At 57.7% G+C, this 24,994-nt stretch carries 24 protein-coding genes; 11 read left to right on the top strand and 13 right to left on the bottom strand.

Annotation, left to right across the window (positions count from 1 at the left end; translation table 11 throughout):
• Window positions 1-10: 10 nt before the first annotated feature.
• On the bottom strand, window positions 11-1,480 hold the full coding sequence (gene ansP / locus ASF13_RS17185) for an L-asparagine permease (protein ID WP_056239057.1): 1,470 nt from the start codon (window positions 1,478-1,480) through the stop codon (window positions 11-13).
• Between the two features lie 335 nt (window positions 1,481-1,815).
• Entirely contained in the window at window positions 1,816-2,091 is a 276-nt protein-coding gene (locus tag ASF13_RS17180) for a DUF1471 domain-containing protein (protein ID WP_056239054.1), read from the bottom strand.
• A gap of 436 nt (window positions 2,092-2,527) precedes the next feature.
• Between ASF13_RS17180 and acrD the strand changes: the two genes are divergently transcribed.
• Window positions 2,528-5,656 (top strand): multidrug efflux RND transporter permease AcrD, encoded by a 3,129-nt coding sequence (gene acrD, locus ASF13_RS17175; RefSeq protein WP_056239051.1) that lies wholly within the window; start codon window positions 2,528-2,530, stop codon window positions 5,654-5,656.
• Between the two features lie 105 nt (window positions 5,657-5,761).
• On the opposite strand, the gene ypfM is transcribed toward acrD, so the two are convergent.
• Complete coding sequence (ypfM, locus tag ASF13_RS24440) at window positions 5,762-5,821, bottom strand: protein YpfM (protein ID WP_101505280.1); 60 nt, start codon at window positions 5,819-5,821, stop codon at window positions 5,762-5,764.
• 26 nt (window positions 5,822-5,847) lie between these two features.
• Here ypfM and ASF13_RS24695 point away from each other — a divergent pair, with 26 nt between their 5' ends.
• On the top strand, window positions 5,848-6,096 hold the full coding sequence (locus ASF13_RS24695) for a hypothetical protein (RefSeq protein ID WP_162237202.1): 249 nt from the start codon (window positions 5,848-5,850) through the stop codon (window positions 6,094-6,096).
• Between the two features lie 116 nt (window positions 6,097-6,212).
• On the opposite strand, the gene ASF13_RS17165 is transcribed toward ASF13_RS24695, so the two are convergent.
• The gene (locus ASF13_RS17165) at window positions 6,213-6,407 is read right to left on the bottom strand and encodes a hypothetical protein (RefSeq protein ID WP_056239045.1); all 195 of its coding nucleotides are present in this window, start codon (window positions 6,405-6,407) and stop codon (window positions 6,213-6,215) included.
• A gap of 298 nt (window positions 6,408-6,705) precedes the next feature.
• On the bottom strand, window positions 6,706-7,623 hold the full coding sequence (locus ASF13_RS17160; protein ID WP_056239041.1) for an Rpn family recombination-promoting nuclease/putative transposase: 918 nt from the start codon (window positions 7,621-7,623) through the stop codon (window positions 6,706-6,708).
• 329 nt (window positions 7,624-7,952) lie between these two features.
• Here ASF13_RS17160 and ASF13_RS17155 point away from each other — a divergent pair, with 329 nt between their 5' ends.
• The 3 genes from ASF13_RS17155 to ASF13_RS17145 are packed head-to-tail and all read left to right on the top strand — an operon-like array spanning window position 7,953 to window position 9,665.
• A complete protein-coding gene (locus ASF13_RS17155; RefSeq protein WP_056239038.1) occupies window positions 7,953-8,336 on the top strand; it encodes an ArsC family reductase in 384 nt (127 codons plus the stop codon).
• Window positions 8,337-8,338: 2 nt separating this feature from the next.
• The gene (dapE, locus tag ASF13_RS17150; RefSeq protein ID WP_056239035.1) at window positions 8,339-9,466 is read left to right on the top strand and encodes a succinyl-diaminopimelate desuccinylase; all 1,128 of its coding nucleotides are present in this window, start codon (window positions 8,339-8,341) and stop codon (window positions 9,464-9,466) included.
• A 10-nt stretch (window positions 9,467-9,476) separates the two neighbouring features.
• Window positions 9,477-9,665 (top strand): YpfN family protein, encoded by a 189-nt coding sequence (locus ASF13_RS17145; RefSeq protein WP_056239032.1) that lies wholly within the window; start codon window positions 9,477-9,479, stop codon window positions 9,663-9,665.
• A gap of 38 nt (window positions 9,666-9,703) precedes the next feature.
• Here ASF13_RS17145 and ypfH read toward each other — a convergent pair whose 3' ends face one another.
• The 6 genes from ypfH to dapA form a co-directional block, all read right to left on the bottom strand.
• Complete coding sequence (gene ypfH, locus ASF13_RS17140) at window positions 9,704-10,411, bottom strand: esterase (RefSeq protein WP_056239030.1); 708 nt, start codon at window positions 10,409-10,411, stop codon at window positions 9,704-9,706.
• An 81-nt stretch (window positions 10,412-10,492) separates the two neighbouring features.
• A complete protein-coding gene (locus tag ASF13_RS17135; RefSeq protein ID WP_056239027.1) occupies window positions 10,493-12,730 on the bottom strand; it encodes a tRNA(Met) cytidine acetyltransferase TmcA in 2,238 nt (745 codons plus the stop codon).
• A 6-nt stretch (window positions 12,731-12,736) separates the two neighbouring features.
• On the bottom strand, window positions 12,737-13,597 hold the full coding sequence (locus tag ASF13_RS17130) for a neutral zinc metallopeptidase (protein WP_056239026.1): 861 nt from the start codon (window positions 13,595-13,597) through the stop codon (window positions 12,737-12,739).
• A gap of 202 nt (window positions 13,598-13,799) precedes the next feature.
• Window positions 13,800-14,513: a phosphoribosylaminoimidazolesuccinocarboxamide synthase gene (purC, locus tag ASF13_RS17125; RefSeq protein WP_056239714.1), complete on the bottom strand. Its 714-nt coding sequence runs from the start codon at window positions 14,511-14,513 to the stop codon at window positions 13,800-13,802.
• Between the two features lie 187 nt (window positions 14,514-14,700).
• On the bottom strand, window positions 14,701-15,729 hold the full coding sequence (bamC, locus tag ASF13_RS17120) for an outer membrane protein assembly factor BamC (RefSeq protein WP_056239022.1): 1,029 nt from the start codon (window positions 15,727-15,729) through the stop codon (window positions 14,701-14,703).
• A gap of 15 nt (window positions 15,730-15,744) precedes the next feature.
• Window positions 15,745-16,623, bottom strand: a complete 879-nt coding sequence (gene dapA, locus ASF13_RS17115; RefSeq protein WP_056239020.1) for a 4-hydroxy-tetrahydrodipicolinate synthase — start codon at window positions 16,621-16,623, stop codon at window positions 15,745-15,747.
• Between the two features lie 143 nt (window positions 16,624-16,766).
• On the opposite strand from dapA, the gene ASF13_RS17110 reads away from it, so the two are divergent.
• Both ASF13_RS17110 and bcp read left to right on the top strand, forming a co-directional pair.
• Window positions 16,767-17,318 carry a glycine cleavage system transcriptional repressor gene (locus tag ASF13_RS17110; RefSeq protein ID WP_056239017.1) on the top strand — a complete coding sequence of 184 codons (552 nt, stop codon included), beginning with the start codon at window positions 16,767-16,769 and terminating at the stop codon, window positions 17,316-17,318.
• 71 nt (window positions 17,319-17,389) lie between these two features.
• A complete protein-coding gene (bcp, locus tag ASF13_RS17105) occupies window positions 17,390-17,857 on the top strand; it encodes a thioredoxin-dependent thiol peroxidase (protein WP_056239015.1) in 468 nt (155 codons plus the stop codon).
• 42 nt (window positions 17,858-17,899) lie between these two features.
• On the opposite strand, the gene ASF13_RS17100 is transcribed toward bcp, so the two are convergent.
• Complete coding sequence (locus tag ASF13_RS17100; protein WP_101505185.1) at window positions 17,900-19,504, bottom strand: sensor domain-containing diguanylate cyclase; 1,605 nt, start codon at window positions 19,502-19,504, stop codon at window positions 17,900-17,902.
• Between the two features lie 329 nt (window positions 19,505-19,833).
• Here ASF13_RS17100 and ASF13_RS17095 point away from each other — a divergent pair, with 329 nt between their 5' ends.
• Both ASF13_RS17095 and arsC read left to right on the top strand, forming a co-directional pair.
• Window positions 19,834-21,297: a M48 family metallopeptidase gene (locus ASF13_RS17095; protein ID WP_056239011.1), complete on the top strand. Its 1,464-nt coding sequence runs from the start codon at window positions 19,834-19,836 to the stop codon at window positions 21,295-21,297.
• A 24-nt stretch (window positions 21,298-21,321) separates the two neighbouring features.
• A complete protein-coding gene (arsC, locus tag ASF13_RS17090) occupies window positions 21,322-21,675 on the top strand; it encodes an arsenate reductase (glutaredoxin) (RefSeq protein WP_056239010.1) in 354 nt (117 codons plus the stop codon).
• Window positions 21,676-21,727: 52 nt separating this feature from the next.
• Here the strand turns inward: arsC and hda are convergent, their stop codons facing one another.
• A complete protein-coding gene (hda, locus tag ASF13_RS17085; protein WP_212411653.1) occupies window positions 21,728-22,429 on the bottom strand; it encodes a DnaA inactivator Hda in 702 nt (233 codons plus the stop codon).
• A 192-nt stretch (window positions 22,430-22,621) separates the two neighbouring features.
• Between hda and ASF13_RS17080 the strand changes: the two genes are divergently transcribed.
• Window positions 22,622-23,683, top strand: a complete 1,062-nt coding sequence (locus tag ASF13_RS17080) for a haloacid dehalogenase-like hydrolase (protein ID WP_072166420.1) — start codon at window positions 22,622-22,624, stop codon at window positions 23,681-23,683.
• 109 nt (window positions 23,684-23,792) lie between these two features.
• Window positions 23,793-24,986, top strand: a complete 1,194-nt coding sequence (locus ASF13_RS24085) for a colicin-like pore-forming protein (protein WP_082502374.1) — start codon at window positions 23,793-23,795, stop codon at window positions 24,984-24,986.
• Window positions 24,987-24,994: the final 8 nt, after the last annotated feature.

Here is a 24,994-nt window from a genome sequence, read left to right as displayed (position 1 = left end):
CTGTAACGTCTTAGCGGTTCATCTCTTCGTCAGCCGCCGCGTGCTGCTCTTCGCTCAGCGAGTGGACACGCTTACGCACCGCGAACCAGCCAATCACCAGCATCACCGCCAGCAGCGGGATAGAGGCGATGGTGTAGGTGCCGTTCGGGTAGTCGAACGCCATCAGCACCAGTACGCTGACCAGGAACAGCAGGGTCAGCCACGAGGTAAACGGCGCGAAAGGCATTTTGAAGCTCACCTCTTCCGCTTTCCCCTCTTTAATTGCCTTACGCAGGCGCATCTGGCAGACCACGATAAACGCCCAGGAGGAGATAATCCCCAGCGCCGCCACGTTCAGCACAATCTCAAACACGCTGGAAGGCACGATATAGTTCAGGTAAACACCGATGATGTAAACGCCAACGGTGACCAGAATGCCGACATAGGGCACGTGCTGTTTGCTCATCTTCGACATGCTTTTTGGCGCAGAGCCGCCCATCGACATCGAACGCAGAATACGGCCGGTAACGTACAGGCCGGAGTTCAGGCTGGAGAGCGCGGCGCTGAGTACCACGATGTTCATGATGCTGCCCGCGTAAGGCACGCCCAGTTTAGTGAAGAAGGTCACAAACGGGCTCTGACCGGCCTGGTAGGCATTCCACGGCAGCAGCAGCACCAGCAGCACCACAGAACCGACGTAGAACAGGCCGATACGCCAGATCACACTGTTGATCGCCTTCGGCAGCATGGTTTTCGGGTCTTTACACTCGCCGGCGGCGGTACCGACCATCTCGATTGAGGCGAACGCAAACACCACGCCCTGCACCAGCACCAGCGCCGGCAGCAGACCGTTCGGGAACATACCGCCGTTATCAGTGATCAGGTGGAAGCCGGTGGCGTTACCGTCCAGCGTTTTACCGCTGCCGAGGAACACCACGCCGACCACCAGGAAGATCACGATCGCCGCTACTTTGATTAGCGCGAACCAGAACTCCATTTCGGCGAACCACTTCACGCCGATCATGTTCATGGTGCCGACGATCGCCAGCGCGCCCAGCGCAAACACCCACTGCGGCACATCGCCAAACGCGCCCCAGTAGTGCATATAGAGCGCAACGGCGGTGATATCAACGATACCGGTCATCGCCCAGTTAACGAAGTACATCCAGCCGGCCACATAGGAGGCTTTTTCACCGAGGAATTCACGGGAGTAAGAGACAAAACTGCCGCTGGTTGGGCGGTGCAGCACCAGCTCACCCAGCGCGCGCAGAATAAAGAACGAGAAGATACCGCAGACTAAATAGACCAGCGCCAGCGCCGGACCGGCGGCCTGCAGACGGCCACCGGCACCAAGGAACAGGCCGGTACCGATGGCACCGCCGATCGCGATCATCTGCACGTGGCGATTGTCCATCGCCTTTTTATAGCCGGTATCGTGGGAGTTTAACCAACGTCTTTTCGCCGCACGGGTGTCCGCGCCGGCATTGTGATCTGCTTTCATATTTGACCCTATTGTCCTGTCCACAAGTGATGCGGTTACCTGTCCTGGGTAATCCTGTTTTTTTTATGTGCCATACAAACGTTTGCGTTGACTGCTGCAAGTCTGAACAATATGCCTGGTTTTATCGTCAGGACGATTTACAAATCCCAGGAAATTGCGGCGATGCATCCTAACCGTTCTGTGGAGGTGACGCAAAATATCCGCCGGGTAATTCGTGAGGTTTTGTGATTTTTGTCCGTTTACGCATAAAAAAACCGGCCACATATTGCGGCCGGACAGTGAAATCACTAAGGGACTACTACAGGGATAGGGGTACTGGACGGGATTAACACAAATTAACGATAGATTTCAGCGGTGCCGCTCCACAGGCTGGAATCACCGGGGGTGTCCGCGCTGACCACACGGTAGTGGCTGGCGCCGAGCGCATCGGCTTTCTTCGCCAGCTGATGGGTGGCGTCATCCAGAGTGCCTCTGACGCCAGAGACCTGCACGCTGCCGATGCTTTGCAGGCTAGTGGCCTGGCTGCCATTGACCTGGGTCGCTGCTAAAGTGGTAAACGAGGTGCCAGCCAGCAAAGTGGCCGCCAACAGTATCGGGAGTGTTTTTTTCATCTGGTGCTCCTCAGGGTGTTTGAACGTTACGGGATTGATTATTCACTTTTCAGTGAAAAGCAGCGTTCGGCGATGGTAAAAAGCGGTGCGAGTTTTGCCAGCAAACGTCAGCAATTGTGGTAAATCAGCATGGATGTAAGCAGATATTGCTCTGGTAACACCTGTCGGTGGCAGGTCAGCCGGGTCGGCGGCGTTACAGCACGTTCTGCCGCTCTGCGAGCGGCGTTAAGGTAAAAAACGCCCCCGTTTCAGCGAGGTGAATTTACACATTCTCCTCATTTTCTCCACGATTCGTGCTGCCGCTGCGTCTACAGTGTTATGCTGACGGAGTCTGTTGAATAAACTGATAAATTTGCTCCGCGATGAATGACCACCACGCCACATAAAAGCGGCGGCTTTCTTTAGTAATTCTGACTATCAGCAGCGGAGCCTGATAATGGCCAACTTTTTTATCGATCGCCCGATATTTGCCTGGGTGCTGGCGATTCTGATGTGCCTGACCGGCGGGCTGGCAGTGATGTCTCTGCCGGTGGAACAGTACCCGGACCTCGCTCCGCCAAACGTACGAATTACCGCTAACTATCCCGGCGCCTCGGCGGAAACGCTGGAAAACACCGTGACTCAGGTCATTGAACAGAACATGACCGGCATCGACAACCTGATGTATATGTCGTCGCAGAGCAGTAATACCGGCCAGGCCACCATCACCCTGACCTTCACCGCCGGCACTAACCCCGACGAGGCGCGCCAGCAGGTGCAGAACCAGCTGCAGAGCGCGCTGCGCAAACTGCCGCAGGCCGTGCAGTCGCAGGGGGTGACGGTGAACAAGACCGGCGACAGCAATATCCTGATGGTGGCCTTTGTCTCCACCGACGGCAGCATGGATAAGCAGGATATTTCCGACTACGTCGCCAGTAATATTCAGGATCCGCTGAGCCGTATTGACGGCGTTGGCCAGGTGGACGCCTACGGTTCCCAGTACGCCATGCGCATCTGGCTCGATCCGAACAAGCTGATTAACTTCGCGCTGACCACCGCCGACGTGGTCAGCGCCATTGAGTCGCAGAACAGCCAGGTGGCGGTCGGCCAGCTCGGCGGCCTGCCCTCAGTCGACCGCCAGGCGCTGAACGCCACCGTCAACTCCCAGTCGCTGCTGCAGACCCCGCAGCAGTTCCGCGACATCACGCTTAAGGTCAATACCGATGGCTCGGTGGTAACCTTAGGCCAGGTAGCGCAGGTGGAGCTGGGGGCGGAGAAGTATGACTACCTCAGCCGCTACAACGGCCTGGCGGCCTCCGGCCTTGGCGTTAAGCTGGCCTCCGGCGCCAACGAGTTGCAGACCGATACGCTGGTGCGCGCACGCCTCGACGAGCTTTCCCGTTTCTTCCCGCACGGCCTGGAAGCCAAAATCGCCTTTGAGACCACGCCGTTTGTAAAAGCGTCGATCGAGGACGTGGTCAAAACCCTGTTTGAAGCGGTATTGCTGGTGTTCCTGGTGATGTACCTGTTCCTGCAGAACTTCCGCGCCACGCTGATCCCGACTATCGCCGTGCCGGTGGTGCTGCTCGGCACCTTCGGCGTGCTCTACACCTTTGGCTACAGCATCAACACCCTGACCATGTTCGCCATGGTGCTGGCGATCGGCCTGCTGGTGGATGACGCCATCGTGGTGGTGGAGAATGTCGAACGCATCATGAGCGAAGAGGGGCTGTCGCCGCGCGAAGCGACGCGCAAATCGATGGGGCAGATCCAGGGGGCGCTGGTCGGCATCGCGCTGGTGCTGTCGGCGGTGTTTGTGCCGATGGCCTTCTTTGGCGGCACCACCGGGGCGATCTACCGCCAGTTCTCCGTCACCATCGTCGCGGCGATGGTGCTGTCGGTGCTGGTGGCGATGATCCTCACCCCGGCGCTGTGCGCCACGCTGCTTAAACCGCTGGAAAAAGGGCAGCACCACGGCCGTCGCGGTTTCTTCGGCTGGTTTAACCGGGTGTTTAACCGCAACGCCGAACGCTACGAGCGCGGCATTGGCCGTATCATCGCCAGAGGCGGCCGCTGGCTGCTGCTCTATCTGGCGCTGATCGGCGTGATGGCCTTCCTGTTCCTGCGCCTGCCGACATCGTTCCTGCCGCTGGAAGATCGCGGTATTTTCACCACTCAGGTACAGCTGCCCCCGGGTTCCACGATGCAGCAGACGCTGAAGGTGGTGCAGGACGTGGAGCATTACTACCTGACCGAAGAGAAAAACAACGTGGTGTCGGTGTTCGCCACCGTCGGCTCCGGCCCCGGCGGCAACGGCCAGAACGTGGCGCGGCTGTTCGTGCGCCTGACCGACTGGAAAGCGCGCAGCAGCGAGCACGACTCCTCGTTCGCCATTATCGAACGCGCCACCACCGCCTTTAAAAAGATTAAAGAGGCGCGGGTGATCGCCAGCAGCCCTTCGGCGATTACCGGGCTGGGCAACTCAGCCGGGTTTGATATGGAGCTGCAGGATCACGGCGGGCTGGGCCACGACGCGCTGATGAGCGCGCGTGACACGCTGCTTGAAATGGCGCAGAACAATCCCTCGCTGACCCGCGTGCGCCACAACGGACTCGACGACAGCCCGCAGTTGCGCATCCATATCGACCAGCGCAAGGCGCAGGCGCTGGGCGTGTCGCTGGACGACATCAACGACACGCTGCAAACCGGCTGGGGCTCGACCTATGTGAACGACTTCCTCGATCGCGGCCGGGTGAAGAAGGTCTATGTGCAGGCAGCGGCGAAGTACCGCATGCTGCCGGACGACATTAACCGCTGGTACGTGCGTAACGGCAGCGGCGAGATGGTGCCGTTCAGCGCCTTTGCCAGCTCGGGCTGGGAGACCGGCTCGCCGCGGCTGGAGCGTTACAACGGCTACTCATCGCTTGAGATCGTCGGCGAATCGGCGGCGGGGGTCAGCAACGGCGCGGCGATGGACGTTATGGAGGGGCTGGTCAGCAAGCTGCCCACCGGCATCGGCCTGCAGTGGACAGGCGCCTCGCTGCAGGAACGGATGACCGGCGCACAGGCCCCTGCCCTTTACGCGCTGTCGCTGCTGGTGGTATTCCTGTGCCTGGCGGCGCTCTATGAGAGCTGGTCTATTCCGTTCTCAGTGATGCTGGTGGTGCCGCTGGGGGTGATTGGCGCGCTGGTCGCCACCTGGCTGCGCGGGCTGGAGAACGACGTCTACTTCCAGGTGGGGCTGCTGACGGTAATCGGCCTGTCGGCCAAGAATGCCATTCTGATCGTCGAATTTGCCAACGAACTGAACACCCGTGGTAACGACCTGGTGGAGTCGACGCTTGCTGCCTCACGCCAGCGCCTGCGGCCGATTCTGATGACCTCGCTGGCGTTTATCTTCGGCGTGCTGCCGATGGCCACCAGCAGCGGTGCGGGTTCGGCCAGCCAGCACGCGGTGGGCACCGGGGTGATGGGCGGGATGATCTCCGCCACCGTGCTGGCGATTTTCTTTGTACCGCTGTTCTTTGTGCTGGTACGCAGGCGCTTCCCGCTGAAGACGAAACCTGGTACAAACACACCAGCCTGACCGGAAATGAAAAAGGCAGCCCGTTGGGGGCTGCCTTTCGTTGTACGGGTCACTGAAGATAAAGCAGGTGAATAACGTCGCCGCGCTTTTCTTAGCTGAAGCCAATTACTTGCGTAACATCGCTTCAATAAAGTCTTTCCAGTTCCCTAGTTCTAAATCAATCATAACGTCCTCACTTTTATTGTGGGGCCATGATAGTTGCTTTTTTGTGCAAAGAAAATACGGAAATTTCATTTGCTGCTATCGCTGAAACCATTTATGCCGGTTTATTGAACGATTTGTGGGGTGGCGCACATTCCGTTGCTGATGATTTCGCAGGGGATTATCCGGGTAAGCTTGCTGTCAATGGCTGGAGCGGATGCCATGGCCCATTGTCTGCCCCTGTTCAGCGAGCAGCCGAAGGATGCCAAACGCGGCGGGCGGTGGATTGGCTTCGTTGAGGGGATATCTGGCGACGTTTACCAGCCGGACTGTAGGATATCTGGTGGCGTTCAGCTGCCGCGTTGAGGATTACATGGAAGAGTTTACCGACCCCGCTACGGGGGCCGTAAAGGCATTACTTCAGGATGATCACTTTATCGTAGCCGCCGCTGTCGCTGTCGATGTGGGTTTTAGCATCCGGATGATCCTTGATCACCGCATCGACAACCAGTGCGAAATCATCGCAACGCGACAGTTTTTTACGGGTAATCACAATGCTGGACTGCGTCTCTTCAACCGTATGCGCGGCTGACTCTTTCAGATAGTTCATCGCTCCCTTCCTCCTGATACGGGTTCTCTACCCTGTGGATGTTGCGCTCGTTTTTGTGGTCATGCATTGAGCCAGATCCGAATATAGATGAATCCCACAAAAAACAGAAGGGTACGAAAGTCTGAGAATGGGCTTTGCCAGCATTAACGGCCACAGTTGCTTGTAGCCTGAGGGATGTGGTGCCATAGGAGAACATCTTACGGAGATGACATCAGGGAAATGGCATCGGTAAGCACCACTGTATATCAATGCCTGAGGGGCTTTGGGAGCAGGTCAACGCCTGCCCGACAGGGTGGTACTAAATGCGCGCAAGCTCATCATCGGAAAGGCCCGTAAGCTCCTGAACCGAAACCCGTGGCATCCCTGACAGAAGCAACCTCCCAGCAATTTCGAGTTTGCTTTCCAGGCGACCTTTCTGCTCACCAAGCAGGATCCCTTTCTCCAGACCTTTCTCCAGACCTTTTTGTTCAAGTTGCTGTGCGATAGTCATCAGTTCTTCCTCATGCTGTGGCACTTTCTGCGCCAGTCCGCGTAAGAAGGCTTCGGCATCTTTTGCCTCACCTGCCTGAGTAATATAGTTTATCAACGTGACCAGCTGTTGTCCCGTAATATGACCCGCTATCAGGATCGTAGCCAGTCGGTCAAGCAGCTCAGCGAGATCGCGCTGATGGATATGCTTTTGAATCAAGGTCAGCGCAGCCATGCTGCGATGATTCATAATTTCATCATCAGGGATCACTGTCACATCAACAAGCGGAAAATCACCACTGTAGAGCCGACCAGCCAGCTGTGGGTCGTCGAATGCCTGCAGCCAGTTAGTTGAATGAGGATAGGGGCTGCGCTTACCGGTATAAAACAAAATCGGTATCACCAGTGGCAGCGCCCGATGGCCCGCTTCCAGATGACGCTGCATCGCCGCCACCGCGTAACGCATCATCCGAAATGCCATCATTTTGTCCGGCGTAGACTGATGCTCGATCAAAACGTGGATGTAGCCGTCGCCAGTGCGGGTCTTCAGGCTGTATAGCACGTCACTGTAGAAGGCGTGCAGGCTCCTCTCTACAAAACTGCCTGACTCAAGCTTAAGCGAACTGAGATCGCAAACAGCCCGGTATTCTGCCGGCAAATGCAGCTCGATAAACTCACGCGCCGTTTCCGGGTGGGTGAGAAAAGCTTTGAAGGTAGCATCATGAGGTATCGCCGTTGTTTTCTTCATCTTACCTCCCTGTTGTATCAGTACTTCCTGTTTCGCGAACTTATAAGCATCGGCTTATTTCAAATTAATTGAATCGTAATTTCTTGAATTTTAGCGACGAACTGAGACGTTAAAGGCCTCTTCAGGACGACAAGGTGCATGAACCTTTGCGTACAGTGGTGGCTTTCAGTGGTGACCCCCTGTTGTGCAAACAAGCGGAACGATTCCCGTCAGAGATGGATCAATCCCTGCGCATGGTGCATGATCTTCCTCATCCCGCAGCATGTTACGACTTTCTGCCCAGCGCGCTAAGACCGTAGCTGTTGCGCCATCATTCGACAGGGGACTCAATGAACAACAATAATGAAAACAATGTGCTGACCATGTACGGCATCAAAAACTGCGATACCATCAAAAAAGCGCGCAAGTACCTGGAGAGCCAGGGCGTTGACTACCGGTTTCATGATTACCGCGCCGACGGGCTGGATGCGGCGCTGTTAGCCCGCTTCGTTGAGGTGCTTGGCTGGGAGGCGCTGCTTAATACCCGCGGTACCACCTGGCGTAAACTGGATGAGGCGACGCGTAATGCGGTGAATAATGCAGCAGCCGCGCAGGAAGTGATGCTGGCGCAGCCGTCAATCATCAAACGCCCGTTGCTCTGCAACGCACAGGGCTCTATGCTGCTGGGCTTTAGTGAAGCCACTTACTCGTCGTTTATCCAGGAGAAGCCCTAATTATGTACTGTCCGGTCATTGAGCTGACGCAGCAGCTTATTCGTCGCCCTTCCCTCAGCCCCGATGATGCCGGTTGTCAGGCCATTCTGATTGCGCGCCTGCAGGCGCTGGGCTTCACCATTGAACCGATGACCTTTGGCGATACGCTGAACTTCTGGGCGTGGCGCGGCCAGGGGGAAACCCTCGCCTTTGCCGGCCATACCGACGTGGTCCCCACCGGTGACGCCAGCCGCTGGATCAACCCGCCGTTTGAACCGACCATCCGCGACGGCATGCTGTTTGGCCGCGGTGCCGCCGATATGAAAGGCTCGCTGGCGGCGATGGTAGTGGCAGCCGAACGTTTTGTGGCATCAAACCCACAGCATAAAGGCCGTCTGGCGTTTCTGATCACCTCTGATGAAGAGGCCAGCGCGGTTAACGGCACGGTTAAGGTGGTGGAAGCGCTGATGGCGCGTAACGAGCGCCTGGACTACTGCCTGGTTGCTGAGCCATCCAGCACCGAGGTGGTCGGCGACGTGGTGAAAAACGGCCGTCGTGGCTCGATGACCGCCAGCCTGACGATCCATGGCGTGCAGGGGCATGTTGCCTACCCACACCTGGCCGATAATCCGGTCCACCGGGCGATGCCGGCACTGAATGAGCTGGTGGCTACCGTGTGGGACCAGGGTAACGAGTTCTTCCCACCGACCAGCATGCAGATTGCTAACGTGCAGGCCGGTACCGGCAGCAACAATGTGATCCCCGGTGACTTCTTTGTGCAGTTTAATTTCCGCTTCAGCACCCAACTGACCGACGCGCTGATCAAACAGCGTGTGCAGGAACTGCTGGATCGTCACCAGCTGCGCTACAGCATTGAGTGGAATGTCTCCGGCCAGCCGTTCCTGACGTCACGCGGCAAGCTGGTGGATGCGGTGGTTAACGCCGTTGAGCACTATAATGAGATCAAGCCCCAGTTGCAGACCACCGGCGGCACCTCCGACGGGCGCTTTATTGCCCGTATGGGTGCGCAGGTGGTGGAGCTGGGTCCGGTAAATGCCACCATTCATAAGATCAATGAGTGCGTGAAGGCCGCCGATCTGCAGCTGCTGAGCCGCATGTATCAGCGCATTATGGAGCAGTTGATCGCATAAAGGTGAAACGATGGAATTTTTAAAAGAGTACTGGTGGATCCTGGTGATCCTGCTGATGGTCGGCATTCTGATGAACGTCTATAAAGATCTGAAGCGCATCGATCATAAAAAGTATATGGATAACCGTCCCGAGCTGCCGCCACATCGTGATTTCAACCACAAGTGGGATGACGAAGACGACTGGCCGAAGAAGAAGTAATCCTCTCATAAGGGCCAGCGGCGCTGGCCCTTTGCGTATTACATCAGCGTAATCACATCATCTTCGCCCGGCTTACCGCCGCCGAGCGCTTCATCGAAGTAGCGGCGCGGCACGGTGGTCTGCAGGCGGTGGAGAGCAAACTGCATCGCACGGTCGTCGATGGCGTGCGGCAGATCGTCGACGATATCCAGGGTGACGTCGCCGCCCAGCGCGGTTACACGCTCATCCGCCTCAACCGCGTGAGTCAGCGGCATCACCCGGTCGTCATCACCGTGGATCAGATGGATGGTGGTACGGTTATCCGCGCGCAGCGGCAGCGTGGCGTAGCCCCCGCTAAAGGCCACCACCCGCCCGGCCAGCTCTGGCTGCGCTTTAACCGCTTCCAGTACCATCGTGGCCCCCTGGGCGAAACCGACCAGCGCGGTGGCGTCAGCCCGTAAACCACTCAGCTGCTGCCAGTGGCGGACGCCGGCGATAAAGGTCGACATCACCGCATCCACCCGCGGCTGAGGGTCGTTATCCTCAGCGCTGAGCGGTGTGAACCACTGATAGCCGCCGTCGGGCGCCTGCTGCGGCCCGCCAAGGCTGACCACCAGCGCACGCGGGAAGGCGCCGGCAAACCAGCGGCCGATCTGGCCCATCGCCACCGGGTTATCCCCCGCCGCATGGTAGAGCAGAAACAGCTGCGTGGCCGGCAGCGACGGCTGTTGCACCACCACGTGGTGGCGTTCGTGGTTATCGTTCATGGTGTTCTCCTTAAGTGCTGGCAGGATCATACGCCCGCTACGGACAAAGAAAACTGGGAATTTTTGACCGGGTTAGTGAATTTATTGCAACGAACCCACCCACTCACGCCAGGCGGATGCCCGCTGCGGGTCCTGCGTCTGCAGCCCCTGCTGCGCCTCCTGACGCCAGGCGGCCAGCAGCGCCTTACGGCCGCTCAGGCCATATTGCTGGCAGATCTGCGCCGGGCTGCGCTTTTCCAGCATCAGCGCCCGCAGCAGCGGTAACCCGCTATCAGGCTGGCTGACCAGCCGCCCCAGCGCCGCAAGGCTGGCCTCCCACGGCCGGTGCGCCCAGGCGAAGCCGGCCAGTTCGCGCCAGTCGTCTTCTTCCAGCTGATTATCGCCGCCAGCCGCCAGCGGCAGTGCCGGATCGTCCAGCCACTGGCGCAGCCAGTAGCCTTCGCGCTCCAGTCGCCGTTGCGCCAGCTGCGCCAGCTGGTGGCCCGCTTCGCTCAGGGGCAGGATCGCCATTGCGGTGTAGCAGCCGCTGCTGGCTTCGCGCTGGCTGCCGATGCGCACCAGCAGGAAGCCGCAGCGCTGCCAGAACTGCCACAGCCCGGCGGTAAAGCCGAAGCTGACCGAAAGGTAGTCCAGTCGCGCAGCCGCCTGCAGCGCGTGCGCCACCAGCTGCTGGCCGATCCCCTGACCGCGCAGCGGCGCGGCCACGGCGATACGGCTGATGCGCCGCGAGCGCAGCTGAGCCGCAACGCTGAAGCCCGCGTGCGCCGCCAGCGACTGCGCCAGCAGGTTTCCGCGCGGGCGGCGCAGCCCGGCCCACACCGCGTCGGCCAGCGCTGCAGGCAGTCCGCCCTCCTCCACCAGCCATAACGCCCCCTGCACCGTGTGTTCACGCTGCGCGGCGATAAAGTGCTGCCCCGGCGCATCCATCATCCGCCGTAAATCGAGCGGCGAGGTACGGTAATGGGCGCTGGTCAGCAGTTGATAGACTGCGGCCATAAGTTGCGGCTGCCGCGCCCAGTCCGCTTGTTCAAGCGGCAGATAGCGCGTGGCGCACGCCGGGGCATCCGCCACCCGATCGTCCAGCAGCAGCGCCTCAGAGATAAACGCTTCCAGCGGGTCGTCGGCCGCCCAGCGCAGCGCAGGATCCAGCCGCCAGTAGTGGCATTCCGGCAGCGCCGCGCAGAACTTCAGCAGGAAGCCGCGTCCGGTGCCCTCATAGCCCTGCACGGTGGTGGTCAGCAGCACGCGCGGGAAGCGGGTGACCAGCTGCTGGAGAATCGGAGCGGGGATCGCCGCCGCCTCATCAATCAGCAGCCAGTCGGCAGAAAAATGAGAGAACCGGGTTGCTGCGGGTGGCTGCGGGGCTGGCCCGGTCATAACGCCCTTTTTCATCGGCGGGCAGCCATCAGAGGGTAATGGCATGGGCTGAAGCGCATTCGGCCCCGTTGCAGCCGCTGAATCAGCAGCGCTGTTCATCTCAGCTAAGAGCCGATCCGGCGCGATAAAGTGAAACGCCTCACCGGCAAACTGCGCCAGTACGTCGGTAGCCACCCTGGCCGGCGCGGTGACCAGGCAGCGCCCCGGCCAGCGGGCGGCAAGCAGGCCGGCCAGCGCCGATTTTCCACGCCCGCGCGGGGCAGTCAGCACCTGGATGCCGGGCGGGCTACGCAACAGCTGTGCAAGGATCTGCTGCTGCTGGCTGTTGTCGGGCAGCCAGGCGGGCGCGGTGGGCAGTGGGGAAAGCGCCAGCGGCGCATGCTGCCGCCAGACCGCCACGCGCGGGTCCTCAAGCATCAGCCGCTGCAGCCGCCGAACAAAGCGTGGGCTGGACTGCGGCTCTGCGCCTTCACTCCAGCGCAGCGAGTCTTCATCCGCCTGCTGCGGCCAGCCGTGCCACTCCGGTACCAGCAGCAGCAGCCAGCTGCCGGCGCGCAGCGTGCCGGCCAGCGCGGCCAGCGCCTCAGCGTGAAATCCGCGTCGGGCATCAAACACCGCGTGCTGAAACTCGCGGCCAAGTAGGGTGCGTACCGCAGAAGGTAAGCAGTGCGCAGGTTGTCGCGGAAGACTCTCTGTAACGTCCTCACTGCAGCGATCGTCTGACGTGGCCGCACCGGGGGCAACAACATATCGCCGGGAATATGATGCCGCAACGGACGGCGCAGCGCCGGGCGGCATATCCCCCACATAAAGCCAGTCGCCCGGCAGCTCCGCCATCACCGCCTGCGCACGCTGGGCCACCCAGGTGTCGTCACCGCTGATTACCAGCAGCCGCCGCCAGCCCTGCAGCAGCAGCTGCGCGGTGGCATCCTGCAAATCCATCGCCGCTTACCCGCTAAAGGTGTTGCACTGCGCGGGGTTGCCGCTGTCAAAGCCCTGTTTAAACCAGGTCTGGCGCTGCTGTGAGGTACCGTGGGTGAAGCTGTCCGGCACCACCTGCCCCTGCCCACGCTGCTGCAGTCTGTCATCGCCGATCGCCTCAGCCGCATTCAGCGCTGACGCCAGATCCCCTTCCTCCAGGATATTCTCTTTCATCATGTAGTGCCCCCAGACGCCGGCAAAACAGTCCGCCTGCAGCTCCATCTTCACCGACAGCTGATTAATCTGCGTCTGGCTGGCGCCCTGCTGCATCTGCCGCACGCGTTGCTCAATGCCCAGCAGGTGCTGCACGTGGTGTCCAACCTCGTGCGCAATCACGTAGGCCTGCGCAAATTCGCCGCCCGCGCCGAGTTTGGTTTTCATTTCGTCGTAAAAAGAGAGGTCGATATACACCTTGCTGTCCGCCGGGCAGTAGAATGGCCCCATCGCCGACTGGCCGGTGCCGCAGGCGGTGGCGGTCTGGTTGCGGTACATCACCAGCACCGGCGGCTGCCAGGGTTTGTCCATCTGCTTAAACAGCTGCTGCCAGGTATCTTCGGTAAAGGCGAAGATGGTACGGCTGAAGCGCGCCGCTTCGTCATCCTGCGGCGTGCTGCGCTGCTGTTGCTGGCCGCTCTGCGACAGCGAGCTGCCGTCGCCGGTTAGCAGCGGCGTAAGGTCGTAGCCGTAGTAGCCGGCCACCATCACCAGCAGCAGCAAAACAATACCGCCCTTGCCGCGCGGAATGCGCATACGCCCACCGCCGACGCTACCCGACTGGTTACGTCGGTCTTCCACATTGTCGCTTTCGCGACGTCCCTGCCAGCGCATAGCGGCCTCTTTGATGTTCAGTGCGTTTGATAGGGCAATTCTAGTCGTGCCTGGGGGGGAAAACCAGCGGCAAAGGCGTTAACGATGGGAGGAGCACAGGGCAGACACCAGACCCACCCTGCCAGATAGCGAAAACAGACGCCCTTTCCACGCCGGTCAGGCGGGGAAAGGGCTGCTTACCCGGAGGAAAGATGGCGCGGCGTTAGTCGAGCTTCACGCCGAGACGATTAGCCACTTCTTCGTAGGCTTCAATCAGGCCACCGAGGCTCTGACGGTAACGGTCTTTGTCCAGCTTCTCAAGGGTCTCTTTGTCCCACAGGCGGGCACCGTCCGGCGAGAACTCATCGCCGAGCACCACTTCACCGTTAAACAGGCCAAACTCCAGCTTGAAGTCAACGAGGATCAGGCCAGCGTCGGCGAACAGCTTGCTCAGCACGTCGTTGGCCTTATAGGTCAGTTCGCGCATCCGCGCCAGGTTCTCTTTGTTCACCCAGCCGAAGGTCTCGCAGTAAGACTCATTGACCATCGGATCGTGTTTGGCATCGTCTTTCAGGAACAGGTCAAACAGTGGCGGGTTAAGGATCAGGCCCTCTTCCACACCCAGACGCTTCACCAGCGAGCCGGCAGCACGGTTACGCACTACGCACTCTACCGGCACCATATCCAGCTTTTTCACCAGCGCTTCGTTATCTGAAAGCAGGGCTTCCATCTGCGTTGGGATACCGGCTTCCTGCAGTCTGGTCATGATGAAGTGATTGAACTTATTGTTAATCATTCCCTTACGATCAAACTGCTCGATACGCTCACCGTCCAGCGCTGACGTATCATTACGGAATTCGAGTACCAACAGATCCGGGTTTTCGGTGCTGTAAACGGTTTTCGCTTTGCCGCGATACAACTCAGCTTTTTTTTGCATCTTGTTTAACTCCAACGTGAGTACCCTGAACATCGACCGGGTAGTGAATACTGTCGGGTCGGCATCGCCAACCGCTACAAATTTTCTGCGGGGGAATTATATGTGCCCCGGCTTAAAAACCGAAGCAATCGTTTACGTAAACTGAAAAGAAATAAAAAAAGGCCGGGATTTCTCCCGGCCTTCTGGCTTACCTGAATGCCGCCTGGAACACGGCCACCAGCGCATCGTTCTGCGACTGGGTGAGCGGATGCCCCTTCGGATCGAGGAACTGCAGGCTGCTGCGGTTGTCGAGGTCACCGACCTGCAGCTTGTACTTGCCGTTAGTCAACTGCGGGTCTTTCGCGCCCAGGGTATCCCAGGTGCTGTCGGACGGTGCCTTGTAGGTAACCTCCAGGCTGCCCTGTGAACGGTTGCTGTCAGTCACTTCCATGCCGACACGGTTCAGCGTGGCCGGCAGACGCTGCCAGACCGCGTTAAACGGTGCGCGGACGATCAGGTTTGGCAGGCCGGTATCATCGGCACCACTCTGCACGTCGATCTGGCTGACGCTGCGATTAGCGGCGGCATCTTCACGGCGTGTTTCGTCTTTATCCAGGCCGGTGCTGATTTCGTTCAGCATCTGCGCGGTGTAACGCTGCAGCTGCACCGGCGAATTAACGGCTTTACCTTCCTGCTCCAGCTCCAGCAGCTTGACGGTCAGCGCCTGCTGATAACCCTGCTGCTGCACGCTTATCTGGTAACGGCCACGGTACTGATGGTCTTCATCGGCACGGTTCCACTGCACCCAGTCAGTGGTCAGCGACTGGCTGGCATCCTGACGGCTGGCAACCGGGAACTTCGCCGCTTCCACCGCACTTACCACCTGCGGCCACAGTGAACCGCTGCGGCTGTCCACCAGCAGAATTCCGCTGTTGCCGGCAAACTGGGTGCGGGTGCCGTTCATTAGCGCCAGCGTCTGGGACGGCGGACGAATATCCAGTTGCTTACCGACCTGGCCCTGACTGCTTGCGGATGGGATCTCATAATCGCCATTTTCCACCGGCAGGATCATGCCCGCAGGTGCGTGCAGATCGCGGAGCTCCGGCGATTTCAGGTAGGATTCATCACCGCTAACCTGACGCTTATAACGCTGGTCGCTTGAACATGCTGCCAGCAGCATCACTAACGACAGCCCCACCGCTTTCGCTACCGTGGACTTTTGTACTGAGTAAGCCATTACTTCTCCCTAAATTTACAGCAGGCCGGCTTTGATCAGCGCCTGCTCTACAACCGGACCACCGGCATCGGTCAGCGGCGTCATTGGCAGACGCAGCGTGTCGGTTGCAATTAATCCTAAACGCTTCGCAGCCCACTTGACCGGAATAGGATTGGGTTCAACAAACAGCTTCTGATGCAGGTGCATCAGGCGCTGGTTCAGGCGGCGCGCGTCGGCAAACCTGCCCTCTTTTGCCAGAGCGCAAAGTTCAACCATTTCACGCGCGGCGATGTTCGCCGTCACCGAAATCACCCCGTGGCCGCCCAGTTGCATAAAGTCCAGCGCCGTTGCGTCATCGCCGCTAACCAGCACAAAGTCTTCATCAACCAGCTCTTGGATCTGACTAACCCGCGATAAGTTCCCGGTGGCTTCTTTGATTCCGATAATATTTTTAATTTTAGCCAGGCGACCCACGGTTTCCGGCAGCAGATCGCAGCCGGTACGGGAAGGAACGTTATACAGCATCTGCGGCAGGTCGGTGCTTTCAGCAATCGTTTTAAAGTGCTGGTACAACCCTTCCTGCGTCGGACGGTTATAGTAAGGCGTCACTGACAGGCAGCCAATAACCCCTGAATTATTAAAACGTTTAGTGAGAGAAACGCCCTCGGCAGTGGCATTGGCCCCGGTGCCGGCAATGATCGGAATGCGACCGTCAGCGAGTTCCAGCGTCAGCATCACCACGTCGCCGTGCTCTTCATGGCTCAGGGTGGCAGATTCGCCGGTGGTTCCTACAGAAACAATTGCCGCGGTTCCGCTGGCAACATGGTAATCAATCAGTTTTTTCAGGCTCGCACGGCAAACGTTGCCTTTGTCATCCATTGGCGTGATGATCGCTACAAGACTTCCCGTAAACATTGGTCATTCCCTCCACAAACAAGTGCTTCATGGTACGGGGGAGCACGTCATAAAAGCAAGGGGACAAGGCGGCTCAGGCGCTTGTCAGCAGTTTTTTTTATGTTTACCTTAGGGTTATTAGTTTTTAGACAGGAAGCCCGATTTTGCCACACTCTTCACAACAGCATCTGGTTATCACCGCGCTGGGGGTTGACCGCCCCGGCATCGTTAATGCCATTACCCGCCACGTCAGCAGCTGCGGATGTAATATCGAGGATAGCCGGCTGGCTATGCTTGGCGATGAGTTCACCTTTATCATGCTGCTTTCCGGCAGCTGGAACGCCATCACCCTGATTGAGTCGACCCTGCCGTTAAAAGGGGCCGAGCTGGAGCTGTTGATCGTGATGAAGCGCACGCATGCTACCCCACGTCCGCCGATGCCGGCCACCGTGTGGGTGCAGGTTGAAGTGGCCGACTCGCCGCACATCATCGAGCGGTTTACCGACCTGTTTGACAGCCATCAGATGACGATTGCAGAACTGGTTTCCCGCACGCAGCCGGCGGATGAAAACCAACCCCCGTTACTCTATATTCAGATCACGGCACACAGCCCCGTCAGCCCGGATGCCTCATTTATCGAGCAAGCGTTCAACCGCCTATGTACAGAACTTCAGGCTCAGGGCACTATTAGGACCGTCTCTCATCATGGTGCCTGATCGGCTACCATCCTGATGAGAAACCGTTCGGATCTTACCCACAGCATGACGAATAAATACGGAGAGTAGTAATGAATCCACTGAAAGCCGGTGATGTTGCACCGAAATTTAGTTTGCCCGATCAGGATGGCGAACAAGTTAATTTAGCCGACTTCCAGGGACAGCGCGTTCTGGTCTATTTCTACCCGAAGGCGATGACGCCGGGCTGCACCGTACAGGCGTGTGGTCTGCGCGACAGCATGGATGAGCTGAAACAAGCAGGCGTTGATGTGCTGGGGATCAGCACCGATAAACCGGAAAAACTGTCGCGTTTTGTTGAGAAAGAACTGCTGAATTTCACCCTGCTGTCCGATGAAGATCACCAGGTTTGTGAACAGTTTGGTATCTGGGGCGAGAAGACCTTTATGGGTAAAACCTATGACGGGATCCACCGTATCAGCTTCCTCGTGGGCACTGACGGTAAGGTTGAGAAAGTCTTCGATGATTTCAAAACCAGTAACCACCACGATATTGTGATGGATTACCTGAGAAGCGCCTGACGGTAAGCGGGCCGCAGGGTCACCTGCGGCCCGCTTCAGACCTCAGTGGGTCAGAGTGTGGCTATCAGCAGGTAGTTCAGAGCACCCGCCCGCCAGCGTCACGCGGTTGCGCCCGGCATTTTTCGCCTGATAGAGCGCGTCATCTGCCTGCTTAAACGCCTGCTCCATGGTGCCGCCGCCGGCAGACCACGACGCCACACCAATCGAAATAGTAACGTGGCCGACCGGCTCCAGTGAGCGCTCACTAATCCGCATCCGTACCCGCTCCGCAATTGCCAGCGACGTCGCACGATCGGCGGCGGGCAGGATCATCAGGAACTCCTCACCGCCGTTACGGCATACTACATCACTCTGCCGCGCCCCCTGCTGCAGCTGAGCCGCAATCGCTTTGATCACCTCATCACCGACGTCGTGGCCCCAGGTATCATTTACCCGTTTGAAGAAATCAATATCCAGCGCCAGTACGGCAAACGGCTGCGCGGTAGCGAGGAAGTAATCCAGTACCGCATTCAGACCGCGGCGGTTGAGCAGCCCGGTCATCGGATCGGTTTGCACCTCACTTTTCAGCCGGCCAATTTTATCCTGCATCACGCTGATTCCGGCCAGCATTGCCCGTTTGATTTGCGAGGCCTCATAGTACCAGGAGCGGATGCTGTTGATCTCGCCCGAAACGCCCGAGGTGTCCATTTTGCTGGCCTTACGCGCCAGCTGCCACAGCGGCATGGCAATCAGCCGCGCCAGCAGCAGGGCGATGATCAGCGTCAGCAGCGCAAACGGCACCGAGTGTTTCAGCACCTGTAACAGCAGGCTGTTCAGCGGCGTGAGGGTGGCGGCGACCGGTTTCAACGCCACAATCGTCCAGCCGGCGGCCGGCACGCTGGCATAGCCGGCCAGCATCGGCTCGCCGTTACTGCCTGCTACCCGCTGATAACCGTTGACCTCGCGGGCACGTTGTTCATCGCTGACCGGTGGCAGCATTTTTTGCCCGATCATCTGCGGGTCCTGGTGATACAGCACCCGATTGCCGGCATCAATCACAAACAGCGACGAGCCGTCACGATAAAACTGTTCGCCCAACAGCTCGTTAAGAATACTTTTCTTTTTCAGGTAGATGGAGCCGCCAACATACCCCAGGTAGCTGCCGGTTTTCGACCAGATGGGCCAGGAAACAAACACCATCAGGTTACTGGCGGCAGAGATGGTCGGCTCGCTGATCAACGGCTTACGCTGTGACAACGCCTGGCGCGCGGCACCCGAATTCAGGTGCATGCCTTTCAGCATCAGCGACTCAGGGGAGATCGCTTTGACCCAGCCGTTAGCGTCAACGATCACCACCGAGTTAAAGCTGTTGGTTTGCTCACGCAGCCGGTCTACTTCCGCCTGCAGTGTCGCATCGTTGTCGATGCCCTCACTCAGCGTTCTGGCACTGTAGGCCAGCTGTGACTGGGCCAGCTGGAAGAACAGTTCAGTGGTGGAGGCCAGCTTGGTGGCGTAAACGCGGTTTGCTTCCAGCGTATTACCGATCAGCACGTCGCGCTGTACCCGCCAGCTGGCGTACAGGGAATTGGCGAGCGTAATCACAATGCTTGCGACCGCCAGCAGCGTGATCAGGGTGCGCAAGTCGGTTTTGAGGCGCAGAATCCTCATCACCGGCTCACCGTTGTGATAAATGTCATGATAGCGCCTTAATATTTTTTTATGCGCGTTGTAATAAGCGTGTGTGTAATGCCCTGGTGAATTGCCCGTCAATTGTACACGGCTGTACGGGTTTGGAAACAATTTACGTGAGCGCGGTAACAGAATGGACGCGTTTTTCGGTGCTCCCGTCGAGGGGGCATCGCAACGGGTCATTAGCCATTTCCATCACCGCGCCTGATGGTTAAGATGGCAGGAATACGTGCTCTGCGTTGCGGCACGGGAAAGAACATTTCGGCGTTTTGCCGTTCAAATCTGGATGTCCTTATTAGGGTTTACCTATGCTTATGCGATTGAAAAAAAGCCTGCTGGCCGCAACAATCCTGACCGCCACGGCCCTGCCCGCGCTGCCGGTGGCCGCTGATATTAGCGACAATCTGCCGGATATTGGCACCACCGCGGGCGCCACGCTGTCGATCGGCCAGGAACTGCAGATGGGCGACTTTTACGTGCGCCAGCTGCGCGGCAGCGCGCCGATCATTAATGACCCGCTGCTTAGCCAGTACATCAACCAGCTGGGGCAACGGCTGGTTTCCCACGCCTGGTCGGTGAAGACACCGTTCCACTTTTATCTAATCCGCAACGATGAAATTAACGCCTTTGCCTTCTTCGGCGGCAACGTGGTGCTGCACTCTGCCCTGTTCCGCTACAGCGATAATGAAAGCCAGCTGGCCTCGGTGATGGCGCATGAGATCTCGCACGTCACCCAGCGCCATCTGGCGCGCGCAATGGAAGATCAGCAGCGCAGCGCTCCGCTGACCTGGGTCGGCGCGCTGGGGTCGATTCTGCTGGCGATGGCCAGCCCGCAGGCGGGCATGGCGGGGCTGGCTGGCACCCTGGCCGGCACCCAGCAGGGGGTAATCAGCTTTACCCAGCAGAACGAACAGGAGGCTGACCGCATTGGCATTCAGGTGCTGCAGCGGGCGGGGTTTGACCCGGAAGCGATGCCGGCCTTCCTGCAGAAGCTGGCCGATGCCTCGCGGTTTACGTCTAAACCGCCGGAAATTCTGCTGACCCACCCGCTGCCGGACAGCCGCCTGGCCGATGCGCGTAACCGCGCCAACCAGATGAAGCCGGTAGTGGTGCAGTCGTCACAGGATTACTACATGGCCAAAGTCCGCGCGCTGGGGATGTTCGCCACCGGCAAAAATCAGCTGGGCGAAGACCTGCTTGCCACCCTGGCGAAGGGCAATACACGCGAGCAGGCAGCGGCGCGCTATGGTAAAGCGGTACTGCTGCTGGGCGAAAGCAAATTCGCTGAGGCCGGCAAACAGATCGCCCCGCTGCTGGCCAGCCAGCCCGGTAATCCGTGGTATCTGGATATCATGACCGATATTGATATTGGCCTGCATCAGCCACAGCAGGCCATTAACCGGCTGTTGGCTGCTAAGGGCATTAACAGCAACCCGGTACTGATGCTGAACCTGGCGAATGCCTATGTTGAAGCGAAACAGCCGGCTAACGCCAGTAAGGTGCTGTATCGCTATACGTTCACCAATAAGGATGATCCCAACGGCTGGGATCTGCTGGCGAAGGCCAGCGCCGATCAGGGGCTGTCGGACGAAGAGCAGGCGGCGCGTGCGGAAGGGCTGGCGCTGGACGGCCAGCTGGATCAGGCGATCCGCAGTCTGAGCAGCGCCAGCGCGCAGTCTCCGCTCGGCAGCCTGAAACAGGCGCGCTACGATGCGCGTATAGATCAGCTGCGGCAGCTGCAACAGCGCTTCCGCCAGTATCAGAAATCGTAGTTTGTATTAAGGAGGAAGGGAACCATGTCACAGGTTCAGATTTATCATAATCCACGCTGCTCAAAGAGCCGTGAGACGCTGGCGCTGCTGAATGAACGTGGCGTTGAGCCGGACATCGTGCTCTATCTGCAAAATCCGCCGGATGCAGAGACGCTGAAAATCCTGTTGAAACAGCTTGGATTCAGCAGCGTGCGTCAGCTGCTGCGCGGTAAAGAACCGCTCTGCAAAGAGCTGGGATTGCATGATGAAACGCTGAGCGAAGCGCGGTTGTTGCAGGAGTTAATCGCGCACCCGCAGCTTATTGAGCGTCCGATTGTGGTGGCCAACGGTAAAGCACGGCTGGGCAGGCCGCCGGAACAGGTGCTGGAAATACTGTAAAAGAAGGGCGAGGCGGTTTACGGTGAGTGCGGGTTGTTAATAAACCAACCCGTTACAGCGCCAGCGCTTCCTTAACAAACGGAATGGTCAGTTTGCGCTGGGCGCTGATCGAGGCACGGTCCAGCTGATCGAGGGTGACAAACAGCGTGCGCATTTCGCGATCCAGCCGTTTAAGCAGGAAACGACCGACGTCTTCAGGCAGCTCAAACCCGCGCAGTCGTGCACGCAGCTGCAGAGCCTGCAGCTTATCGTCATCCGAGAGCGGCTGTAGTTTATAGATTTGCCCCCAGTCGAGGCGAGAGGCCAGATCCGGCAGCTGCAGATTCAGCTGCCGCGGTGGGCGATCGCCGGTGATCAGCAGGCGGGTTTTACCGGTTTCCAGAATGCGGTTGTAGAGATCGAAGATCGCCATTTCCCACGGCTGATCCCCGGCGATGCACTCAATATTGTCAATACAGACCAGCGCCAGCTGCTCCATACCGTCCAGCACTTCCGGCACAAACCAGGTACGTTTATCCAGCGGTACATAGCCAACCGCTTCGCCCTTAGCCGACAGCTCGGCGCAGGCGGCGTGCAGCAGATGGCTGCGTCCCCCGCCCTGACGCGACCAGAAGTACAGATAGCTGCCGTGTTCCTGGTGTAAAGCGCCCTGGAGCGCCGCTAACAGCGAAGGGTTCTCCCCCGGCCAGAAGCTGGCAAAGGTTTCGTCGTCGGGCAGATAAAGTGGCAGTGAAAGCTGTGCCGGCGTGTTCAGAATCACCTCAGGGTTTACGCTTGCAGAAAACCGCAAAAGTTTACCACAACTCCCCTGCGATCATGAAACCTTAACCCGAAATGCGATCTCCGGGTTTATGGCTCGATCGGCAATTGCCGATGGCGTCTGTAATCCTTAGAGTGACAATGATTTCGTTTCGTCACTATCTCCACGCGTTAACAGGGAGCGTTTATGTCTTATTTATCCTCGCTGCGCAGCGGGCTGCTGATTTTCAGCCTGCTCGCCGCTCTCAACAGCTATGCAACTGATCTGCAGCACTGGCCGGAAAAACAGGCAACACAGCTGAATGCTCTGATTAAACAGCACGCGAACCAGGGTGAATTTGCGGTATTCGATCTCGATAATACCATCGATCAGAATGATATTGAGGAAGCACTGATCCCCTGGCTGGAACAGCGCCAGCTGCTGACGCGCAAAACCATGCCGGTTTCACTGCAGCTGATGCCGTTCGACGATCGTCCCGGTGCGCCGGAGAGTCTTTTTAGTTACTACCACCGCCTGTGCGAACAGGATGAAATGATCTGCTATCCGTGGGCAGCGCAGATTTTTGCCGGTTTTTCCATCGCCGAGCTGAAAGGATTTGTCACGGCAATGATGAAAGAGCAAAAAGCGATCGCGGTAGTGAAAATGCATAATGGCCAGCCACATCCCGGCCTGGTCTGGCCGCCAAAGCCGCTGCCGGGTATGCAGGAGCTGTTCAGTAAGCTGCGTGAGAATGGCATTCGCGTCTATATCATCAGCGCCGCGCATGAAGAGCTGGCGAGGATCATCGCCAGCGATCCGCAGTACGGTTATAACGTGCCGCCGGAAAACGTGCTGGGGATCAACACGCTGCTTCGCGATCCCGTCACCGGCGCACTGACCACCGCGCGTAAGCAGATCCGTACGGGAGTTTATACGCCCGGAGGCAACGACAGGCTGGTACTGACCCCTTATCTGATCGGCCCGATGACCTGGTACGAAGGCAAAGCGGGCACCATTCTGGCCTATATCGATCAGTGGCGTAAGCCAATTCTGGTGGGCGGCGATACCCTTGGATCAGATACGTTTATGCTGCTGAACGGGGCCAACGTGGCACAGGGTGGGCTGCGGCTGTGGGTCAACCGCAGCGAGGAGACACGCAGCCGGCTGAAGCTGTTTTTAAGGAAGGTGGTTTCCCGGCAGAAGGCAGCGGGCGCCACGCCGGACGGGGAGCAAAACTGGGTGATAGTGCAGCAGAGTGAACTGCAATAGGTGCCGGCATGAATAGCGTTAAGGCACACAATGACAGTGAAAATTTACAGCTGTAGCGTTTATTTGTACCAGAAGTTAAACCACTACATTCTTCTACAAGGAGCCATGTATGAGTAATGATAAAGGTTCTATGACGGTGACCGGAAATGTCGGCCCAGGCAGGCCACCGGGTGGCAACGGTAACAATGGCGGCCATAGCGGCAACAAAGGAGACGGTAATGCTGGCAACAATAAAACTGGCAGCATGGTAGCTAAATCTGTTGGCGATCAACTAGCCAGAGGGGCAGGACTGGATCCCTCTATTTTTAAAAATTATTTTATTGGTGACGAGGGAGACATTATAGGGGTGAGATTTGTCGATGGCTCCCCTACGGTCCCTGCAGGCGCCACTGTAATTGGTACATACGGTGTACGACTTGGCCCTCCTCCTTCAGGGATAATTAATGGAACAGGTAACCCGGGGGCTACACCTAAACCTGTAATTAATGATAATATCAAATTTATGCTGACATCTCCCAGAATTAATTTTAAGGGTGACATCTCAGACGCCAGATTAAAAACACTTAACAATACCATTGCTTTTAATAAACTTGATGCTGAAAGTGGACAGGCAGGGCAGAGCGTTAGAAACGCAAAAAAAGCAACCAGTCAGGCCAAGGCTGAAATAAGCCTGATCAATGAAATTCGCGATAAAAATAAAAATGACGAGGGGGATTTTCTGTTAAAATCAAGTTATATCTTATCCGGAACAGGTAATGAACTCGGTAAGTTGCTTGGTGATAAATACAGCACTATCGCAAATGAAATTGCAGAAGACATCAAAAATTTCCAGGGCAAGAAAATAAGAAGTTATGATGATGTTCTGAAATCAATCAATAAAATAACTAAAAACCCTGCAATGGTTATAAATGATGCCGACAAGGTCGCCATCACCAACGCAATTAAGTCACTGGAAGCTGATGACATAGCAAAAAATATTAAGGGGATAAGTAAGTCGTTTGCATATGCAAACCTGGCCGTTAAGATAGAAAACGTTCGCCAGAAAACTATCATCGGTTTTGAAAACGGTGACTGGGGCCCCCTGATGCTTGAAGTGCAATCATGGGTTGTCGGTGGCCTTGTCGCGGGTGGCGCTTTGGCTATACTCTCAAACTTTGTTGCACCTTACCTTGCTCTCCTTTTAGGAATTCCTCTCACTGCGGTGACAATTGCCGGGGTTATTATCATTGGAATATTAGCCTCTTTCATAGATGATAAGCTTGTAGATCGTATTAACAATGAGCTAATCAAGCCTGCGCATTGACAGGCTGA

Origin of the sequence: Erwinia sp. Leaf53, assembly GCF_001422605.1 — a bacterium.
In the GTDB taxonomy this organism is placed as follows: domain Bacteria; phylum Pseudomonadota; class Gammaproteobacteria; order Enterobacterales; family Enterobacteriaceae; genus Erwinia.
This window is presented reverse-complemented; position numbering and strand designations above follow the sequence as displayed.

Coding starts and splice junctions, on each gene's coding strand:
- acrD (WP_056239051.1), top strand. CDS start 2,528: ATGGCCAACTTTTTTATCGATCGCCCGATATTTGCCTGGGTGCTGGCG.
- ASF13_RS24085 (WP_082502374.1), top strand. CDS start 23,793: ATGAGTAATGATAAAGGTTCTATGACGGTGACCGGAAATGTCGGCCCA.
- ASF13_RS17165 (WP_056239045.1), bottom strand. CDS start 6,407: ATGAACTATCTGAAAGAGTCAGCCGCGCATACGGTTGAAGAGACGCAG.
- ansP (WP_056239057.1), bottom strand. CDS start 1,480: ATGAAAGCAGATCACAATGCCGGCGCGGACACCCGTGCGGCGAAAAGA.
- ASF13_RS17130 (WP_056239026.1), bottom strand. CDS start 13,597: ATGCGCTGGCAGGGACGTCGCGAAAGCGACAATGTGGAAGACCGACGT.
- bcp (WP_056239015.1), top strand. CDS start 17,390: ATGAATCCACTGAAAGCCGGTGATGTTGCACCGAAATTTAGTTTGCCC.
- purC (WP_056239714.1), bottom strand. CDS start 14,513: ATGCAAAAAAAAGCTGAGTTGTATCGCGGCAAAGCGAAAACCGTTTAC.
- ASF13_RS17100 (WP_101505185.1), bottom strand. CDS start 19,504: ATGAGGATTCTGCGCCTCAAAACCGACTTGCGCACCCTGATCACGCTG.
- ASF13_RS17160 (WP_056239041.1), bottom strand. CDS start 7,623: ATGAAGAAAACAACGGCGATACCTCATGATGCTACCTTCAAAGCTTTT.
- ASF13_RS24695 (WP_162237202.1), top strand. CDS start 5,848: ATGATAGTTGCTTTTTTGTGCAAAGAAAATACGGAAATTTCATTTGCT.
- arsC (WP_056239010.1), top strand. CDS start 21,322: ATGTCACAGGTTCAGATTTATCATAATCCACGCTGCTCAAAGAGCCGT.
- ASF13_RS17135 (WP_056239027.1), bottom strand. CDS start 12,730: ATGGATTTGCAGGATGCCACCGCGCAGCTGCTGCTGCAGGGCTGGCGG.
- ASF13_RS17155 (WP_056239038.1), top strand. CDS start 7,953: ATGAACAACAATAATGAAAACAATGTGCTGACCATGTACGGCATCAAA.
- ASF13_RS17180 (WP_056239054.1), bottom strand. CDS start 2,091: ATGAAAAAAACACTCCCGATACTGTTGGCGGCCACTTTGCTGGCTGGC.
- dapA (WP_056239020.1), bottom strand. CDS start 16,623: ATGTTTACGGGAAGTCTTGTAGCGATCATCACGCCAATGGATGACAAA.
- ASF13_RS17095 (WP_056239011.1), top strand. CDS start 19,834: ATGCTTATGCGATTGAAAAAAAGCCTGCTGGCCGCAACAATCCTGACC.
- ypfH (WP_056239030.1), bottom strand. CDS start 10,411: ATGAACGATAACCACGAACGCCACCACGTGGTGGTGCAACAGCCGTCG.
- ASF13_RS17080 (WP_072166420.1), top strand. CDS start 22,622: ATGTCTTATTTATCCTCGCTGCGCAGCGGGCTGCTGATTTTCAGCCTG.
- bamC (WP_056239022.1), bottom strand. CDS start 15,729: ATGGCTTACTCAGTACAAAAGTCCACGGTAGCGAAAGCGGTGGGGCTG.
- ASF13_RS17145 (WP_056239032.1), top strand. CDS start 9,477: ATGGAATTTTTAAAAGAGTACTGGTGGATCCTGGTGATCCTGCTGATG.
- dapE (WP_056239035.1), top strand. CDS start 8,339: ATGTACTGTCCGGTCATTGAGCTGACGCAGCAGCTTATTCGTCGCCCT.